The organism is Roseateles sp., from assembly GCF_049240545.1.
In the GTDB taxonomy this organism is placed as follows: Bacteria; Pseudomonadota; Gammaproteobacteria; order Burkholderiales; family Burkholderiaceae_C; genus Paucibacter_A.
The window spans coordinates 47,712-64,409 of sequence record NZ_JBMLSK010000158.1; the positions used below are offsets into that span (position 1 = coordinate 47,712).

20 protein-coding genes are annotated in these 16,698 nt (G+C 60.1%); 17 read left to right on the plus strand and 3 right to left on the minus strand.

The window, feature by feature from the left end:
- Nucleotides 1-179 precede the first annotated feature (179 nt).
- The 12 genes from argB (at nucleotide 180) to tatC (ending at nucleotide 7,394) form a co-directional block, all read left to right on the plus strand.
- Nucleotides 180-1,094, plus strand: a complete 915-nt coding sequence (gene argB, locus ACOVRJ_RS10140; protein ID WP_422043729.1) for an acetylglutamate kinase — start codon at nucleotides 180-182, stop codon at nucleotides 1,092-1,094.
- Between the two features lie 69 nt (nucleotides 1,095-1,163).
- Complete coding sequence (locus ACOVRJ_RS10145; RefSeq protein ID WP_422043730.1) at nucleotides 1,164-1,856, plus strand: pyrimidine 5'-nucleotidase; 693 nt, start codon at nucleotides 1,164-1,166, stop codon at nucleotides 1,854-1,856.
- A 150-nt stretch (nucleotides 1,857-2,006) separates the two neighbouring features.
- A complete protein-coding gene (gene slmA, locus ACOVRJ_RS10150; RefSeq protein WP_422043731.1) occupies nucleotides 2,007-2,672 on the plus strand; it encodes a nucleoid occlusion factor SlmA in 666 nt (221 codons plus the stop codon).
- A gap of 132 nt (nucleotides 2,673-2,804) precedes the next feature.
- Nucleotides 2,805-3,731, plus strand: coding sequence for an ATP-binding protein (locus tag ACOVRJ_RS10155; protein WP_422043732.1), 927 nt, complete (start codon nucleotides 2,805-2,807; stop codon nucleotides 3,729-3,731).
- Nucleotides 3,724-4,179: an NUDIX domain-containing protein gene (locus tag ACOVRJ_RS10160; protein ID WP_422043733.1), complete on the plus strand. Its 456-nt coding sequence runs from the start codon at nucleotides 3,724-3,726 to the stop codon at nucleotides 4,177-4,179. Before ACOVRJ_RS10155 ends, ACOVRJ_RS10160 begins: the two co-directional genes overlap by 8 nt.
- A gap of 10 nt (nucleotides 4,180-4,189) precedes the next feature.
- Nucleotides 4,190-4,588: a phosphoribosyl-AMP cyclohydrolase gene (hisI, locus tag ACOVRJ_RS10165; protein ID WP_422043759.1), complete on the plus strand. Its 399-nt coding sequence runs from the start codon at nucleotides 4,190-4,192 to the stop codon at nucleotides 4,586-4,588.
- 14 nt (nucleotides 4,589-4,602) lie between these two features.
- Nucleotides 4,603-4,971, plus strand: coding sequence for a phosphoribosyl-ATP diphosphatase (locus tag ACOVRJ_RS10170; protein ID WP_422043734.1), 369 nt, complete (start codon nucleotides 4,603-4,605; stop codon nucleotides 4,969-4,971).
- Nucleotides 4,964-5,368, plus strand: coding sequence for a DUF4870 family protein (locus ACOVRJ_RS10175; RefSeq protein WP_422043735.1), 405 nt, complete (start codon nucleotides 4,964-4,966; stop codon nucleotides 5,366-5,368). Before ACOVRJ_RS10170 ends, ACOVRJ_RS10175 begins: the two co-directional genes overlap by 8 nt.
- Nucleotides 5,369-5,391: 23 nt before the next feature.
- Entirely contained in the window at nucleotides 5,392-5,739 is a 348-nt protein-coding gene (locus ACOVRJ_RS10180) for a histidine triad nucleotide-binding protein (protein ID WP_422043736.1), read from the plus strand.
- Between the two features lie 103 nt (nucleotides 5,740-5,842).
- The gene (gene tatA / locus ACOVRJ_RS10185) at nucleotides 5,843-6,070 is read left to right on the plus strand and encodes a Sec-independent protein translocase subunit TatA (RefSeq protein WP_422043737.1); all 228 of its coding nucleotides are present in this window, start codon (nucleotides 5,843-5,845) and stop codon (nucleotides 6,068-6,070) included.
- 22 nt (nucleotides 6,071-6,092) lie between these two features.
- Nucleotides 6,093-6,602 carry a Sec-independent protein translocase protein TatB gene (gene tatB, locus ACOVRJ_RS10190; protein ID WP_422043738.1) on the plus strand — a complete coding sequence of 170 codons (510 nt, stop codon included), beginning with the start codon at nucleotides 6,093-6,095 and terminating at the stop codon, nucleotides 6,600-6,602.
- 3 nt (nucleotides 6,603-6,605) lie between these two features.
- A complete protein-coding gene (gene tatC / locus ACOVRJ_RS10195; RefSeq protein WP_422043739.1) occupies nucleotides 6,606-7,394 on the plus strand; it encodes a twin-arginine translocase subunit TatC in 789 nt (262 codons plus the stop codon).
- A 43-nt stretch (nucleotides 7,395-7,437) separates the two neighbouring features.
- Here tatC and ACOVRJ_RS10200 read toward each other — a convergent pair whose 3' ends face one another.
- A complete protein-coding gene (locus ACOVRJ_RS10200) occupies nucleotides 7,438-8,619 on the minus strand; it encodes a S1C family serine protease (RefSeq protein WP_422043740.1) in 1,182 nt (393 codons plus the stop codon).
- A 38-nt stretch (nucleotides 8,620-8,657) separates the two neighbouring features.
- Between ACOVRJ_RS10200 and ACOVRJ_RS10205 the strand changes: the two genes are divergently transcribed.
- Nucleotides 8,658-9,407, plus strand: coding sequence for a Nif3-like dinuclear metal center hexameric protein (locus ACOVRJ_RS10205; RefSeq protein WP_422043741.1), 750 nt, complete (start codon nucleotides 8,658-8,660; stop codon nucleotides 9,405-9,407).
- The gene (gene pdxA / locus ACOVRJ_RS10210; protein ID WP_422043742.1) at nucleotides 9,404-10,435 is read left to right on the plus strand and encodes a 4-hydroxythreonine-4-phosphate dehydrogenase PdxA; all 1,032 of its coding nucleotides are present in this window, start codon (nucleotides 9,404-9,406) and stop codon (nucleotides 10,433-10,435) included. Before ACOVRJ_RS10205 ends, pdxA begins: the two co-directional genes overlap by 4 nt.
- Before the next feature lie 11 nt (nucleotides 10,436-10,446).
- Here the strand turns inward: pdxA and ACOVRJ_RS10215 are convergent, their stop codons facing one another.
- Both ACOVRJ_RS10215 and mscL read right to left on the minus strand, forming a co-directional pair.
- The gene (locus ACOVRJ_RS10215; protein WP_422043743.1) at nucleotides 10,447-12,978 is read right to left on the minus strand and encodes a DUF1631 family protein; all 2,532 of its coding nucleotides are present in this window, start codon (nucleotides 12,976-12,978) and stop codon (nucleotides 10,447-10,449) included.
- Nucleotides 12,979-13,181: 203 nt separating this feature from the next.
- Nucleotides 13,182-13,616, minus strand: a complete 435-nt coding sequence (mscL, locus tag ACOVRJ_RS10220; protein WP_422043744.1) for a large conductance mechanosensitive channel protein MscL — start codon at nucleotides 13,614-13,616, stop codon at nucleotides 13,182-13,184.
- Between the two features lie 213 nt (nucleotides 13,617-13,829).
- Between mscL and petA the strand changes: the two genes are divergently transcribed.
- The 3 genes from petA to ACOVRJ_RS10235 are packed head-to-tail and all read left to right on the plus strand — an operon-like array spanning nucleotide 13,830 to nucleotide 16,682.
- Entirely contained in the window at nucleotides 13,830-14,426 is a 597-nt protein-coding gene (gene petA / locus ACOVRJ_RS10225; RefSeq protein WP_422043760.1) for a ubiquinol-cytochrome c reductase iron-sulfur subunit, read from the plus strand.
- Between the two features lie 43 nt (nucleotides 14,427-14,469).
- Nucleotides 14,470-15,882, plus strand: coding sequence for a cytochrome b (locus ACOVRJ_RS10230; RefSeq protein ID WP_422043745.1), 1,413 nt, complete (start codon nucleotides 14,470-14,472; stop codon nucleotides 15,880-15,882).
- Between the two features lie 17 nt (nucleotides 15,883-15,899).
- The gene (locus tag ACOVRJ_RS10235) at nucleotides 15,900-16,682 is read left to right on the plus strand and encodes a cytochrome c1 (protein WP_422043746.1); all 783 of its coding nucleotides are present in this window, start codon (nucleotides 15,900-15,902) and stop codon (nucleotides 16,680-16,682) included.
- The last annotated feature ends 16 nt before the right edge of the window (nucleotides 16,683-16,698 follow it).

Sequence of the window (16,698 nt, forward strand, 5' to 3'; positions counted from 1 at the left end):
TTCCTCGTGTTGTAGTTTGGCGTTCCCTTTTCGGGAGCGAGCTGGAGTGTTCCACGATTCGAAGCCTTGTTGACATGCGCCGCGACAGAGTGTTGCCATGGCGGTACCCACTGCAGCGCCACCCTACAATCATTCTCAAACCTTGCCCTTGTTTCTTGATCCGAACGACCTTGCCCATTATGAAAACCGAGCCAGCATCCAACGCCACCGATATCGGCCATATCAGCCCGCGCGAGAAGGCCGAGATCCTTTCGCAGGCGCTGCCCTATATCCGTAAATTTCACGGCAAGACCATCGTCATCAAGTACGGCGGCAATGCCATGACCGACCCCGAGTTGCAAAAAGATTTTGCGGAAGACGTGGTGCTGCTCAAGCTGGTGGGCCTGAACCCGGTGGTGGTGCACGGCGGCGGCCCGCAAATCGAAGGCTTGCTCAGCAAGCTGGGCAAGAAGGGTGAGTTCATCCAAGGCATGCGCGTGACCGACGCCGAGACCATGGACGTGGTCGAGTGGGTCTTGGCCGGCGAGGTGCAGCAAGACGTGGTGGGCCTGATCAACGCCGCCGGCGGCAAGGCTGTGGGCCTGACCGGGCGTGACGGCGGCATGATCCGCGCCAAGAAGCTGATGGTGCAGGACAAGGACGACCCAAACAAAGAGCACGATATTGGTCAGGTGGGCGATATCGTCTCCATCGACCCCAGCGTGGTGAAGGCACTGCAAGATGACCAGTTCATCCCGGTGGTCAGCCCCATCGGCTTTGGCGAGCACAACGAGAGCTACAACATCAATGCCGATGTGGTGGCGGCCAAGCTGGCCACGGTGCTGAAGGCTGAAAAACTCTTGATGCTGACCAATATCCGCGGCGTGCTGGACAAAGAAGGCCAGTTGCTGACCGAGTTGACCCCGCGTCGCATCGACGAGTTGGTGGAAGACGGCACCATCAGCGGCGGCATGATCCCCAAGATTGCGGGCGCGATTGACGCGGCCAAGAGCGGCGTGAATGCGGTGCACATCATCGACGGCCGGGTGCCGCACGCGATGCTGCTGGAGATCCTGTCAGACCAGGCGTACGGAACAATGATTCGGTCTCATTGAGACCGAAGACTTGTTCCGCGTCTGAACACAGTGAGGACCTGCAATGATTCGGGCTCACTGAGACCGGCTGTGCGGCCGGCTTCGCAGCGCCGGGTCTGGTTCTTCGACCTGGACAACACCTTGCACAATGCCTCGGCCCATGTGTTCGGCGCCTTGCATCAGTCCATGGGTGACTACATCGAAGAGCACTTGGGCGTGCCCCAAGCCGAGGCCAACCGCCTGCGGGCCCTGTACTGGCAGCGCTATGGCGCCACCTTGCTGGGCTTGGTGCGGCATCACGGCGTGCGGGCCGATCACTTTCTGCACCAAACCCACAAGCTCGACGGCATCGAGCCTTTGCTGCACACCCATGCGCATGACTTGGCGGCGCTCAAGCGCTTGCGCGGCCGCAAATTCTTGTTGACCAATGCGCCGCAGGCTTATGCCCAGCGGGTGCTCGAAACCTTGGGCATGCAGCATTGTTTCGAGGCCATCATTCCCTGCGAGCAAATGCGCATGTTCGGCCATTGGCGGCTGAAACCCGATGCGCGCATGTTCCGCGCCTTGTTGGCCCGCCTGAAACTGCAGGCGCGTGACTGCGTCTTGGTGGAAGACACTTTGGTGCATCAAAAGTCGGCGCGCCGTGTCGGCCTGCGTACCGTCTGGATGCAACGTTGGGTACACAAGGCCGCGGCATGTCATGGTCCCGAGGCAGGCATTGGCCTGCGGCGCCGGCCGGTCTATGTCGATCAACGCATTCGATCGCTGAGTCAGTTGCGCTGACGAGTCACGCCGCAAAGCCTTGCACGGGGGCTCGGAGTCGCCGCGCTTGAGCCGACACGAGCCTGTGCCAGAATCTCCCGCCGATGCCGCAAATGTGCTGTCGCGGTCACTCAGCATCGCCCCGCCTCAACCCTTCAAGCCGCTACCCCAATGCCAGCCCCAGAGTCTGAACTGAACGTTGATGAAGCAGCCGTGGTCAGCAACTCAGAGGCGGCAGCCGGCAGCACGCGCAAGCGTCCCCGGCCTGGCGAGCGCCGCGTGCAGATCTTGCAGACCTTGGCCAGCATGTTGGAGCAGCCCGGGGCCGACCGGGTGACCACGGCTGCCCTGGCCGCCAAGTTGTCGGTCAGCGAGGCGGCGCTGTATCGCCATTTCGCCAGCAAGGCGCAGATGTTCGAGGGCCTGATTGAGTTCATCGAGGGCAGCGTTTTTACCTTGTTGAATCAGATCATCGAACGCGAAGGGTCATCGGGCGTCATGCAGGCGCAGAAGATCGTCTCGGTCTTGCTGCAATTCGGTGAGCGTAATCCGGGCATGACGCGCGTGATGGTCGGCGATGCCTTGGTCTACGAGAACGAGCGACTGGTGCTGCGCATGAACCAGTTTTTCGACCGGGTTGAAGGCGCTTTGCGCCAAGTCTTGCGCAGGGCCGCCGAGGCGAACGGATCGTTGACTCCGACGGTTGACGCCAATGCACAGGCCTCGGTCTTGGTCAGCTTCATCATCGGGCGTTTGCAGCGCTACGCCCGTTCGGGCTTCAAGCGCAGCCCCATCGAGCAGATGGAAGCGGCACTGCGCATGCTGGTGGCGGGCTAAGGCGCTTGGCATGCTCGCTTTGTTCGGCGTGTCGCCGGACATGGGGCAACGGGCCTTGCTTTCCATCAGTTGCAGAGGCTGGAGTGGGCGGCACGCCCGCTACACTGGCCGGCCCTGAATGGCAGTGCGACCATGAGCGACTCTTTGCAAGCTTTTCTTCAACGCGCCGAGGGCTTGTTGGCCCGGGTGGAGGCCTTGCTGCCTCCGGCCGCAGCGGCCCCCGATTGGCAGGCCGCTGCGGCTTTTCGTTATCGCCGCCGTCGCGGCGTTCCAGTGCTGGAGCCGGTGCGCCATGCCGCCTCCATCCGTTTGAGCGAGTTGCTGGAGGTCGAGGCTCAAAAGCAGCGCCTGTTGCAAAACACCGAGCAGTTCGTCAGGGGCAGGCCAGCCAACAACGTGCTGCTGACCGGCGCACGGGGGACCGGCAAGAGCTCGCTGATCAAGGCCTGTTTGAACGAGTTTGCGCCGCGAGGCTTGCGCCTGATCGAGGTGGACAAGAGTGACTTGGTCGACCTCCCAGATCTGGTCGATCTGGTGGCGGAGCGGCCCGAGCGCTTTGTGATCTTTTGCGACGACCTTAGCTTTGATGAGGGGGAACTGGGTTACAAGGCCTTGAAGTCCATGCTGGATGGTTCGGTGGCCGCGGCCAGCGACAACGTGTTGGTCTACGCCACCAGCAACCGTCGGCATTTGCTGCCCGAGCAGATGAAAGACAACCTGGGCTACAAACATCAGCCCGACGGCGAGGTGCATCCGGGCGAGGCGGTGGAGGAGAAGATCTCATTGTCCGAGCGCTTCGGCCTGTGGCTGAGCTTTTACCCCTTTAGCCAAGAAGAGTACCTGGCGATTGCCGCTCAATGGCTGCGTTACTTCGGTGTGGCCGATGAGTTGATTGCTGCCTCGCGCCAGCCAGCCTTGGTCTGGGCTTTGGAGCGAGGCTCCCGTTCGGGTCGTGTGGCCTATCAGTTCGCGCGCGATCTGGCGGGTCGTGGCGCGCTCGACGCTTTGCCTGCCGTGTTGGGGCATGGCGCACCGCCGGAGGGCTTGGATCATGTCTGATGCGGGCATCGAGAGGACGCCGGTGGATGTTGCCGTGGGTGTGTTGGTGGAGCGCGATGCCGAGGGCGTCGAAGGTCGCTTCTTGCTGACCTCGCGGCCTGAGGGCAAGGTCTATGCCGGTTACTGGGAATTCCCTGGCGGCAAGTTGGAGCGCGGAGAGACCGTCGAGCAGGCGCTGCGCCGCGAGTTGCAGGAGGAACTGGGCATCACCATCGGTGCGGCCCATCCTTGGCATGAGTTGGTGATGGACTACCCACATGCCCGGGTGCGTCTGCACTTCTGCAAGGTGTATGAGTGGACGGGTGCGTTTGAAATGCGTGAGCAGCAAACAATGGCCTGGCAGAGCCTGCCGGTGCAGGTGCAACCGGTGCTGCCCGGCACGATTCCGGTGTTGGATTGGTTTGCTGCTGAGCGTGGCTTTGCAGGGGCCGCGACCCATCTCGGCTGAGGCCACTACACTGAAGCTCATGGACTGGTTGAATCAAATCAAATGGGATGCAGATGGCCTGGTGCCGGTGATCGCGCAAGAGCGTGACAGCGGTGATGTGGTGATGTTTGCCTGGATGAACCGCGCAGCCTTGGCCCGTACGGTGGAGGTCGGTGAGGCCGTCTACTGGAGTCGTTCGCGTGCGCGTTTGTGGCACAAGGGCGAGGAATCCGGTCATACGCAGACGGTGCATGAGATGCGGCTGGATTGTGACAACGATGTCGTGCTGCTGAGAATCACCCAGAACGGGCATCAACCGGGGATTGCCTGCCACACCGGACGCCATTCCTGCTTCTATCAGCGCTTGGAGGGCAGCGCTTGGGTGACTGCGGATGCTGTCTTGAAGGACCCGGACCAGATCTACAAGTGAACAGGGAGGTAAGCATGCCCAGTCAAGACATCCTGGCCCGCGTGGCCGCCGTGATTGAGTCACGCAAGCCTGCCAATGGCGGCGATCCGGCCACCAGCTATGTGGCCAAGCTTTTTGACAAGGGCCTCGATTCGATCTTGAAAAAGATTGGCGAGGAGGCGACCGAAACGGTGATGGCCGCCAAGGATGGCGAGCCGCAGAAGGTGCTTTATGAAGTGGCCGACCTGTGGTTTCACAGCCTGATTGCTTTGAGCCACTTTGGCCTCAAACCGGAACAGGTCTTGGCCGAGTTGGCGCGACGCGAGGGCTTGTCGGGCTTGCAGGAGTTTGCGCAGCGCTCGTCAAGCAAAGACAAGCCCGTGGAGGAGGAACCGAATGACTGATTTTCGCGACGAAGTCATCGAGGCCACCGACGTGATGGATCCGCAGCGGCAGCAACACCTGCGATCCGTGGGTATGCTCAGTTACATCCTGCATGCGGTGGTGGCCATCGGTGCGGTGCTACCGGGTGTGCAAGCCAGTGTGTTTTTATTGCTGGTGGCTGTGGTGGTTGATCTGGTCAAGCGGGATGAGGCCGCCGGGACCTGGCAGGCCTCTCATTTCAGCTGGCGTCTGCGCTCGGTGGTCTGGGCGGGTGTGCTGTACTTGCTGACCAGTCCTTTGTGGCTTTTGTTGGTGGTGCCGGGCTGGATCGCCTGGGGCCTGATTTCGATTTGGTTCCTCTATCGCGTGTTGCGCGGTTGGGTTGCGATGAATGCTGGCCGGTCGATGCCGGTTTGAATGACCTTGTTGAGAGTTCTCCCATGTCTCACGATCCCAATTGCTTGTTTTGCAAAATCGTTGCCGGTCAAATCCCCAGCCGCAAGGTCTATGAGGATGATCAGTTGCTGGCTTTCCATGACATTCACCCTTGGGCACCGGTGCACGTGTTAATCATCCCGAAGCTGCATATCGCGAGCATGGCGGATCTGGGTGAAGAGCATGCGCCTCTCTTGGGTCAGATGGCCGTGTTGGGGCCGCGCCTGATGCGCGAGTTGGGGGTCACAAATGGTTTTCGTACGGTCATCAATACCGGGCAAGATGGCGGACAAGAGGTCTACCACTTGCACATGCATGTGATGGGTGGCCCGCGCCCCTGGTTGAAGGGCTGACGAGGCGCGGGGCTGATCGGCCTGAGGGGCCTTGATGAGCCGTATGACAGTGTTTGTCACACGGCGCAACTAGAATGACAACTTCGATTCTTGGAGAGTAATTATGGGTTCGCTGAGCATTTGGCACTGGCTGATCGTGCTGGTGATTGTGGTGCTGGTTTTTGGCACGAAGAAGCTCAAGAACATGGGTAGTGATCTGGGCGGTGCCGTCAAGGGATTCAAGGACGGCATGAAGGATGGCAGTGCCACAGACGCCGCGCCGGTGCAGCAGGTTGCCAACAAGGCGACGGATGCCAACACGGTTGACGTTGAGGCCAAGACCAAGTCCTGATGGATCGCCGGTCTGACGCTGCATGATTGATTTTGGTTTTGACAAACTCGCGCTGATTGGCGCGGTAGCGCTGGTCGTGATCGGCCCGGAGCGCTTGCCGCGCGTGGCGCGCACCATCGGACATTTGCTGGGCAAAGCACAGCGCTATGTGTCCGATGTGAAGGCCGAGGTCAGCCGCTCGATCGAGCTGGAAGAGCTGCAAAAAATGAAGACCGAGATGGAGTCGGCGGCGAGCAATATGGCGTCGACGGTCCAGCAGGAGGTCGACAGCGCCAACAAGGCATTCGACCAAACCTGGGCGGACGTCAGCCATGCGGCCAGCGGGGAAACCAGTTTGAGTGGCTACGCCTATGACGGCAGCGCCTTGCATCCGCCGGTCTACAGATCGCCCAAGAAAAACTGGCGCTTAAAGCGTGGTGCCACGCCTCAGTGGTACAAGCAGCGTGTGGGTGTGCGCCGTCATGCCCAGTCCGGTGCGGCCCGTGTGGCGCGTTTTCGCCCTCCATCTCTTCGGCCCGGCCGATCGCTCTGAGCCATGAGTCAAACTCCAAAGCCCGACGATGAACTCGCCGGCACTGAACAGCCTTTTGTCTCGCACCTGATCGAGTTGCGCGATCGCCTGATACGCGCGGCCATCGCCATTGGCATCTGCTTTGGCGTCCTTGCGATTTACCCAGGGCCCTCCGCCTTGTACGACTTGTTGGCGGCGCCGCTGGTGGCGCAGTTGCCGCAAGGTTCGACCTTGATCGCCACCAATGTGATCTCGCCCTTTATGGTGCCGCTGAAGATTACCCTGCTGGCGGGGTTTTTGGTCGCGCTGCCGGTGGTGCTCTATCAGGTCTGGGCTTTTGTCGCGCCCGGCTTGTACTCGCACGAAAAGCGTTTGGTCGTGCCGCTGGTGGTTTCCAGCACCTTGCTCTTCTTCGTCGGCGTGGCCTTTTGCTACTTCTTCGTGTTTGGCCAGGTCTTCAAGTTCATCCAGAGCTTTGCGCCCAAAAGCATCACGGCCGCGCCGGATATCGAGGCTTATTTGAGCTTCGTGATGTCGATGTTCATTGCCTTTGGCGCAGCCTTTGAAGTGCCCGTGGTGGTGGTGGTGTTGGCGCGTATGGGGGTGGTGACGGTCGAAAAGCTGCGCGATTTTCGCGGCTACTTCATTGTTGTGGCCTTCGTCATTGCCGCCATCATCACGCCGCCGGATGTGGTGTCGCAACTGGCGCTGGCGATCCCGATGTGTATCTTGTACGAGCTAGGCGTGTTCGCGGCGAAGTATTTCATTCGCTATACCAAGGCGCCCGAAGAGGGCGCCGAGACGCGGACCTGAAAAAAAACGGCGCTTAGAAGGCGCCGTTTTTGTTTTTAGCGCCTCAGTTGCGCTCGACCTGTGGTTTTGGGCGTTGCGCTACGGTGATGGCCAACTCTAGCTTTTGCGTGCCGCGCAGCACCGACACGGTGGTGGAGGTGTCGGGCTTGAGTGCCGCCACCGCGCTCAGAAGCTGGGCGGGTGACTGAATGGCGGTGGCTCCCACTTGGGTCAATACATCGCCGGGTTTGATGCCCGCTTTGGCGGCCGGCGCGTTGGCCAAAACACCACTGATCAAGACGCCTTCGCTGATCGGTAGCTTGAAGGCTTCGGCGAATTCGGGAGTGAGCTCGCGGGTTTGCACGCCAATCCAGCCTCGGGCCACCTGGCCATTTTGAACCAACGCTTCCATCACCTGGCGTGCAGAGCTGATGGGAATGGCGAAGCCTATCCCCAAGCTGCCGCCGCTGCGTGAGTAAATGGCGGTGTTGATGCCGACGAGGTTGCCATCTGCATCGACCAGTGCGCCGCCCGAGTTGCCGGGGTTGATGGCGGCATCGGTCTGAATGAAGTTCTCAAAGGTATTGATGCCGAGTTGGCTTCGGCCCAGGGCGCTGACGATGCCCGAGGTGACGGTCTGCCCCACATTGAAGGGGTTACCTATGGCCAGCACTACATCGCCCACGGCCAGCGTGTCGACATTGCCAAGCCGGATCACCGGCAGTCGATCGAGATCGATCTTGAGGACCGCCAAATCGCTTTCAGGGTCGGTGCCGATCACGGTGGCACGGGCCTGCCGACCATCGCTGAGCATGACTTCGATGTCCGACGCGCCTTCCACCACATGGTTGTTGGTCAGCAAATAGCCATCCGCCGAGACGATCACGCCCGAGCCCAGCCCGGTTTGGGGATTGGCTTCTTCGGCTCGGCCGCGTTTGCCAAAGTGAAATCTGAACCAGGGGTCCTGGCTGCCCATGCTGCGGGCGGGCGCCTTGCTCGCCGTGATGCTGACCACCGCGGGTGCCGCACGCTTGGCCGCCACGCTATAGCCGACGCGGGCAGAGCTGGCTGCTGCGCTGCTGCTTGGGCTGTAGGCTTCATTGGGTGCCAGCAGGGGCAACTGGGCCATGGCGGGAGTTCTCCCGGCCGTGCTTGTCAGCCATTGCGGCTTCAGCGTGCTGATCACAAACAGCAGCGCCAAGCTGACCGTTGTCGCCTGAGCGAAAATCAACCAAAGTTTGCGCACAACTCATCCTCTCCCGTCGTTTTTTAAAGCCCAACCGCATGCCTCTCCGTCAAGACATCCAGTCCCACCTGAATCAATTGCTACAGGTCGAGCGTTTCAAGGATTATGGGCCGAACGGTTTGCAAGTGGAGGGGCGCGATCAGATCAAACATGTGGTCTGCGGGGTGACCGCCAGCTTGGCCTTGATTGAGGCGGCGATCACTGCCGGGGCAGATGCAATCCTGGTGCACCATGGCTTGTTCTGGCGTGGGCAGGATGGTCGTGTGACCGGCTGGATGAAGCAGCGATTGGCGAGACTGCTGCAGGCTGACGTCAATTTGTTTGCCTATCACCTGCCGCTGGATGCCCATGCGGATTTGGGCAATAACGCGCAATTGGGCCGGGTGCTGGGCTGGCAGGCCGACGCTCGCTTCGGGGAGCAAGACTTGGGTTTCATCGGGTCGCAGGCTTCGCCTTTGGGTTTGCAAGTCTTGGGTGAGCAGATCGCGGCCAAGCTCGGGCGTACGCCGGTTCTGCTGCCCGGCGACGGGCGACTGCTGAAGCGTGTGGCTTGGTGCACGGGCGGCGCACAAGGGTATTTTGAAGCGGCCATCGCCGCAGGCGCCGATGTGTTCGTGACCGGGGAAGTGTCTGAGCCGCAGGCGCATCTGGCCGCGGAGACCGGTGTTGCCTTCGTGGCTGCGGGGCATCACGCGACCGAGCGATACGGCGTCCAGGCTCTGGCGCAAGCCTTGGTGCTGGACCTGGGCGTGACGCAACAGTTCATTGAGATAGAAAACCCCGCATGAGCAAGTTGGCCTCTGAAGTCTTGCTGCTGACCATGGGTGATGTTTGCGGCATCGGCCCTGAAGTGGCGGCGGCAGCGTTAGCGGCGGAGCGGGATTCGCGTCTGTGTGTGGTTGGCGATGTTCAGGTGATGCGCCGCGCCCTGCAGTGGGCTGGTGTGTCAATGCCGGTGTTGCGTGTTGAGGCTCCGGCGGACTGGCGTGATGAGGCAGATTTGCCGCCACGTTGTTTACCGGTTTGGCAGCCTGAGGGCTTGCCTGGGGATTTGTTGCAATGCCCGATCGGCCAAGTCGATGCTCGGGCGGGTGCGGCGGCGGCCCATTGCATTGAAGCCGCCGTTCGTTTGATTCAAGATGGTGGCGCGGCGGGGCTGGTGACTGCACCGATCCACAAGGAGGCTTTGCATGCGGCGGGCGTCGATTTCCCGGGTCATACCGAAATGCTGCAGGCCTTGGCTTCGGCTGACTCGGCGCCAGTGCCGGTTCGCATGATGTTGGCGAACGATGAGTTGCGGACCGTCTTGGTGACGATCCATTGCTCTTTGCGACAAGCGATCGAGCAGATCAATTGCCCCCAGGTTTTGGAAACCGTGCGGATTGCCGAGGCCGCCATGCGACGCTTTGGCATTGCCAAGCCTCGAATCGCGGTGGCCGGACTGAACCCTCATGCGGGTGAGGGGGGCTTGTTCGGCGATGAGGAAGTCCTGCATATCGCGCCGGCCATCGCCTTGGCGCGCGCCGAAGGCATCGATGCCCGTGGACCGTTTGCGCCAGACACGGTGTTCATGCGGGCCCGCAATGCGCCAGGCCATCCGGGTGAATTCGATTTGGTGGTGGCCATGACGCATGATCACGGCCTGATTCCGGTCAAGTATCTGGGCGTCGAACAAGGCGTCAATGTGACCTTGGGTCTGCCGTTTGTGCGCACCAGCCCGGATCACGGGACTGCCTTTGATCTGGCAGGCACTGGCCGGGCGGATCCTTCCAGCATGCGGGCTGCCATCCGGATGGCGCGGCGTTTGTTGGCCTGAGCTCGCGGCCCTTAACCGGGCTTGTTGCCCAGCGCCGCCAGTTGCTTGCGAGCCCGCGCAATGGCGCGCTCCATCAGGTAAGCGTTCTCAAAAGCGCGCATGCGTTTGGATTCGCACAGGCGTTTGAGCATGCGTGCCGTCATGGTCACCGTTTCCTGATGCTTGGCACCTTGGGTGAAGATGAAGAAACTGCGGCCGGCGCTGATATGGGCCAGGCGCACTTTGTGCCAGCCTTCTTCTCCCTTGTTGCCGGTGAACATTTGGTATGCGAACCCCAGTTGCAAATGCTCGATCAGCAATTCGCCTTCGCTGGGCTCTGGGGCTTCTGTGGCGGCGGGCAGGCCTTCGATGCTGATGTCGACGGCTTGAAGCGGCGCTTCAGCACTCAGGTCGATGTCGATCTCGCCGTTCCAGTTCACACCCGATTCGCTGATCAGGCCGAGGCTTTGGGCTTCGGCCGGCGAAAGGCGTTCAGCCAAATCAGTGTCTTGCGGCAGGCTGGCGCTGGCTTCACTGCCCAGGTCTTGCTCGGTCGGTGGCGCACTGCTGAACACACTCTCCAATTGCTTGATCAATAGATTGGTTTCGAGTGCGCTCAGGGCCTGGCCTTTCAAGGACTCGGCGTGGGCCGGCAGCAGCAAGGCAAAGAACTTTTTTCGGGATGACTCGGGCCATCCAATCAAGTCCAGCCCTTCGTTCAGCGTCTTCATCAGGTTGGGGAGCTCACCGAGAAACGCTTGCCTTTGGGCGCTGCCGGCCTTGGCTTGTACGCTCATGACCAAGTCGCGGCCGAAGTAGCGGATGCGCTGAATCTTCTCGGGTGACTCCTTGCTGTCGCGCGTGACCAGCACAATGGCTTGGCTCCAGACTTGCGCGAGGAAGTCGCGGATGAAGTCCGGCATGGGCACCGACAGCAAGGCCGCTTGCATCTGCTGTGCATAGCGTTGCTGCAGGCGCAGGTCGATCTCTTTGCGTGCCAACAGGCTGGCGGCATCCACGTAATTGGACTGCGCACGAGTCTGCAAGGTGCGGGCGACTTGCTCGTTGATGAAGGCCTCAAGGGTGTCCAGCTTGCCTTCGTAGACATCCATGCGGTCGAAGTCGCCATTCGCGACGTCTTGCACCAAGTCGCGCACATGGGCCAAAAAGGCGCGGCCGGGGTCCTCGCTGAAATCCTCAAAAGCGCAGGCCAAGGAGGCCATGCGGTTGATGAAGCGGCGCACCGGATGGCGTCTTGAGGAGAAAAAGGTCGGATCGCCCAGCGCAGCGCGCAGCACCGGCAGTTGCAGTCGAGCCAGCAGCCGTGCCATCTGAGGCGGCACTTTGGGGTCGGAAAGCACTTGGTCAAACAGGCTGCTGACCACGTCGATCACCATATGGTCCAGCCGGCCCGTGGCAGCTTGGCGCAATTCATCGCGGTGCTGATGGATCAGATTGGGCGGCGCGACACCTTGCCAGTTGGGCGCAGTGAAATCCTCGGCCCACTCGGTGCTGGCCGCAGCCAAAGAGCCGCCCAAAGCGCCACCTAAAGCGCCACCTAAAGCACCGGCTTGTGAATGGGCAAACTCTTGAGGGCCAGAGCCGGCCGCTCCAAGCCCGCCACCGGGTGTGCCTAATGCCGCAAAGCCGGGGCTGGGGGACTGGTGTGCCAGGCGACGCAACAAATCCATCAATTGCGCATCCACCGCGCCCATGCCGCCGCTGGAAGGGTGGCCTTGCCTGCTGTAGCTCCCGCTGCCGCTTTGCAGGCCGCCCCAGCTGGATGCTGTGCCGCCGGAATGGCCTCCGGCAAGGCGGCTACCGGCCATGGCGCGATTCGCCCCTGGCGTATCGCCTTCCGCCAGCGCACCCGCCATGCTGTGTCCAGATAGCGATTGCGACCGGGTGGAGTAGCCCTGATGCCCACCGGTCGATTCCTGGGCGCGTACCCGCAAGTCCTGCGGCCGCAAACCTCGGTGACGGAACAACTCTGCAATGTCCGAATAGCAGGCTCGCATCTCCTGCGCCAAGGAGCGTGTCAATTCATCGATCAGGATCTGTCGGGTCTCGGCCTCCTCGCTGACTGCATGCACCGCAGCCAGCAAGGCTTGGCCAATCACCTCAGGTCTGAGAGGATTTCGCTCGCCGCTGCTGAGTCCAAAAACATAAGACTCAACGTCGCGCAACTCCCATTCACTTTGGTGGCCAATGGCCAGGCCGATTCGGTCGGCCACGACCAGCGCGTCGACCTGTTCGTCTTCCATCAGTGAAAGCTCGCCCCAGTCTTTCTTTTTGTTGCCAACCGGGCTTGCGCTTTTCCCTGCTTGCTCTTGCGTCAGTTGATTGCGCAGATGCAGATGAAACTGCTGGCCAAAGAAGGCCTGCTGTTTGCGAAACAGAAACTGTGTCGCGAGCAGGGCGTCTCTTCGCTTGGCCTGGCCGGCGGACAAGGCAGACAGGCCCAACCCTTCCGCACAGCGCTCGGCCGCTTGTTCGGCGGCTGTGCGAATGCGCTGGACGGCGGCGTCCAGGTGCGGGTTGAGCTGGATATCGGGCGGATTCATGGTCGCAGAATACGGGGCTGTCGCTTGGTTACCACAGTCTATATGGCCTCAAGTATCAGGCCAAAGCGTCATTGCATGGGTGAACTGGCCCTGCAAGCGACGCGCAGGCCTGTCCATTAGCTAACGACTTGCTGAAACGTAACTTTTGCTTACAGCGATCGTGGGCCCGGTTACGGGCCCATATAGAGCGGCGAGGCTTGATCTCAGCGCTTCAAAGAGTCCCGGATTTCGCGCAACAAAACGATGTCTTCGGGCGTAGCGGGGGCTTCAACCGCCGGTGCCGGTTCGCTGCGCTTGAGGCGATTGATTTGCTTGATCATCATGAAGATGATGAAGGCCAAGATGATGAAGTTCAGCAGCACCGTGAGGAAGCTGCCATAGGCGAACAGCGGGACGCCGGCCTTGGTGAGGGCCTCATAAGTCATCGGCCCCTTGAAGTCCGCCGGTGGGTTGGACAGCAGCACAAAATAGTTCGAGAAATCAAGGCCGCCCACCACTTTGCCGATCAGCGGCATGATCAGATCCTTGACCACGGAGTCCACGATCTTGCCGAAAGCGCCGCCAATGATGACGCCGACAGCCAAATCAACCACATTGCCCTTGACGGCAAATTCCTTGAATTCAGACAAAACAGACATTCAGTGCTCCCATGAGTGGCCCAAGGCCGTTGGTTTGTTTCCGCTTCGCCCACCAAATGCTTGAATTGAGTGGTGCGATAGGTGTCAAGCAGGATAAAACGCCGCTATTGTGATGTCAAAATGCATCGGCTGGATGAAGCTGCTCTGAACAGTCAGTGTCGTCCGTTAGAATCCCGGGTTGCCCCCGATCAGAAGTCTCGTTTGAGGATGCTCATGAGTGACCAGCAAGTGGACCACGGCAAGCGTACCTGGCTCATCGCCACAGGATGCGCAGGCGCCGTTGGCGGCGTTGCCACCGCCGTACCTTTCGTCAGTACTTTTACGCCATCCGAGCGCGCCAAAGCCGCCGGTGCCGCAGTGGAAGTCGATATCAGTACCATCAAACCCGGCGAGAAATTGACCGTCGAATGGCGCGGCAAGCCGGTTTGGATCGTGCGTCGCACGCCCGAACAGCTGGCGGCCCTGAAGGGGACCGAGAGCCAGTTGGCCGACCCGATGTCCGATCGCAAAGCGTACCCAACGCCGGAATACGCCAAGAACGAGAATCGCTCGATCAAGCCAGAGATTTTTGTTGCCGTGGGCATTTGCTCGCATTTGGGCTGCTCGCCCAGCGACAAATTCCAGTCCGGGCCGCAGCCATCGCTTCCGGACGATTGGCATGGTGGATTCCTGTGCCCTTGTCACGGTTCCACCTTCGATATGGCGGGTCGCGTCTTCAAGAACAAGCCGGCACCCGACAACCTTGAAGTGCCTCCGCACATGTATCTGTCCGACACCAAGATCATTGTTGGTGAAGACAAGAAGGCCTGATTCTCAGGATCAGACCCAATAAGGTTAAAGGACAGAGGTCAATATGGCTGCTGAATTCAAAGAAGCTCCCGCAGACGCACCCTTGGGCGAAAAGCTCTTGACATGGGTGGACAGTCGCTTCCCGGCGAGCAAGCTCTACAAAGAACACCTGTCGGAGTACTACGCTCCGAAGAACTTCAATTGGTGGTACATCTTCGGTTCGCTGGCACTGGTGGTGTTGGTGATCCAGATCGTGACTGGCATCTTTTTGGTGATGCATTACAAGCCTGATGCGGCCCTGGCGTTCGCCTCGGTCGAATACATCATGCGTGATGTTCCCTGGGGCTGGCTGATCCGGTATATGCACTCAACGGGCGCTTCGGCGTTCTTTGTTGTGGTGTATCTGCACATGTTCCGTGGTTTGATTTACGGTTCCTACCGCAAGCCGCGCGAGTTGGTCTGGGTTTTCGGATGCGGCATCTTCTTGTGCCTGATGGCTGAAGCCTTCATGGGTTATCTGCTGCCTTGGGGCCAGATGTCGTACTGGGGTGCGCAGGTGATCGTGAACCTGTTTGCCGCTGTGCCTTTTGTCGGTGAAGACCTGGCTTTGTTGATTCGTGGCGACTTCGTGGTGGGTGATGCCACCCTGAACCGCTTCTTCAGCTTCCACGTGATCGCGGTGCCGCTGGTGCTCTTGGGCCTGGTGGTGGCACACATCATCGCTTTGCACGAAGTCGGCTCGAACAACCCCGACGGTGTCGAAATCAAGGGGCCGAAGGCTCCGAAGGATGCTGCAGGTCACCCGCTTGATGGTGTGCCTTTCCACCCGTACTACACCGTTCACGATATCTATGCGTTGAGCCTGTTCCTGATCGTGTTCACGTCCATCGTGTTTTTCGCTCCGGAACTGGGTGGGTACTTCCTGGAGTACAACAACTTCATTCCCGCTGATCCTTTGAAGACGCCTGCACACATTGCGCCGGTTTGGTACTTCACGCCGTTCTACTCGATGCTGCGTGCAACGACCGACACCATGGTGAACGTTTTGGTGGGCATCATTGGTGTGGCCGCTGTGCTTGCTGCTCTGAAGGGTAGCTTCAACGGCAAGGCCAAGGTCGCCGTTTTGGTGATTGCTGCCGCAGCCTGCTTCATGCTGAAGATCTTCGATGCGAAGTTCTGGGGCGTGGTGGTGATGGGTGGCGCAGTCGTGATTCTGTTCTTCTTGCCATGGCTGGATCACAGCCCGGTGAAGTCGATTCGGTATCGCCCAGACTGGCACAAGTATGTGTACGCCGTGTTCGTGGTGTTCTTCCTGGTTCTGGGTTATCTGGGCATCCAGCCGCCGACTGATGCCGGTACTTTGTTGTCGCAGATCGGTACCCTGTTCTATTTCGGCTTCTTCCTTCTGATGCCATGGTGGAGCAAGCTCGGTACGCCGAAGGCTGTACCAGACCGCGTGACGTTTCACGCCCACTGAAGCCAGGAGTCCACAGAATGAAAAAACTGATCTCTAAGGTGCTGGCCGGCTTGCTGCTCGGCTTGAGTCTGGCTTCCGGCGCGCATGCTGCCGCTGGTGGCATCGAGTGGGACAAATTCCCGAAAGAGAAGATGCAGGACATGGCGGCCTTGCAGAACGGCGCCAAGCTGTTTGTCAATTACTGCCTGAACTGCCACTCGGCGGCCTACATGCGCTACAACCGCATGCGTGACCTGGGTCTGACCGATGCGCAGATCAAGGGCAACTTGATGTTTGCTGCGGAAAAGGTCGGCGACACGATGAAGGTGTCGATGGATGCGAAGCAGGCCAAGGACTGGTTTGGCGCCACCCCGCCCGATCTGACGGTGATCGCTCGTTCCAGTGCGAGTGCAGCGAAGGGTCCGGGTGCTGACTACCTGTACACCTACCTGCGCAGTTTCTATCGCGATGAAACCAAGGCCACCGGTTGGAACAATCTGGCCTTCCCGAGCGTGGCGATGCCTCATGCTATGTGGGAGTTGCAGGGTCAGCGAGCAGCCAAGTTCGTCGACGAAGTGGATCCGCATGATGCCAGCAAGAAGATTCATGTCTTCAAGGGCTATGAGCAACTGACCCCCGGCACGATGGATGCACGTCAGTTCGACAGTGCAATGGGCGACCTGGTGGCCTATCTGCAGTGGATGGGCGAACCTGCTCAAGCGCAACGCTTCCGCCTCGGTGTGATGGTGTTGATGTTCTTGCTGGTGTTTACCGTCTTTGCTTGGCGCTTGAATGCGTCGTACTGGAAAGACGTGAAGTAAGCAATTCGGACCCGGC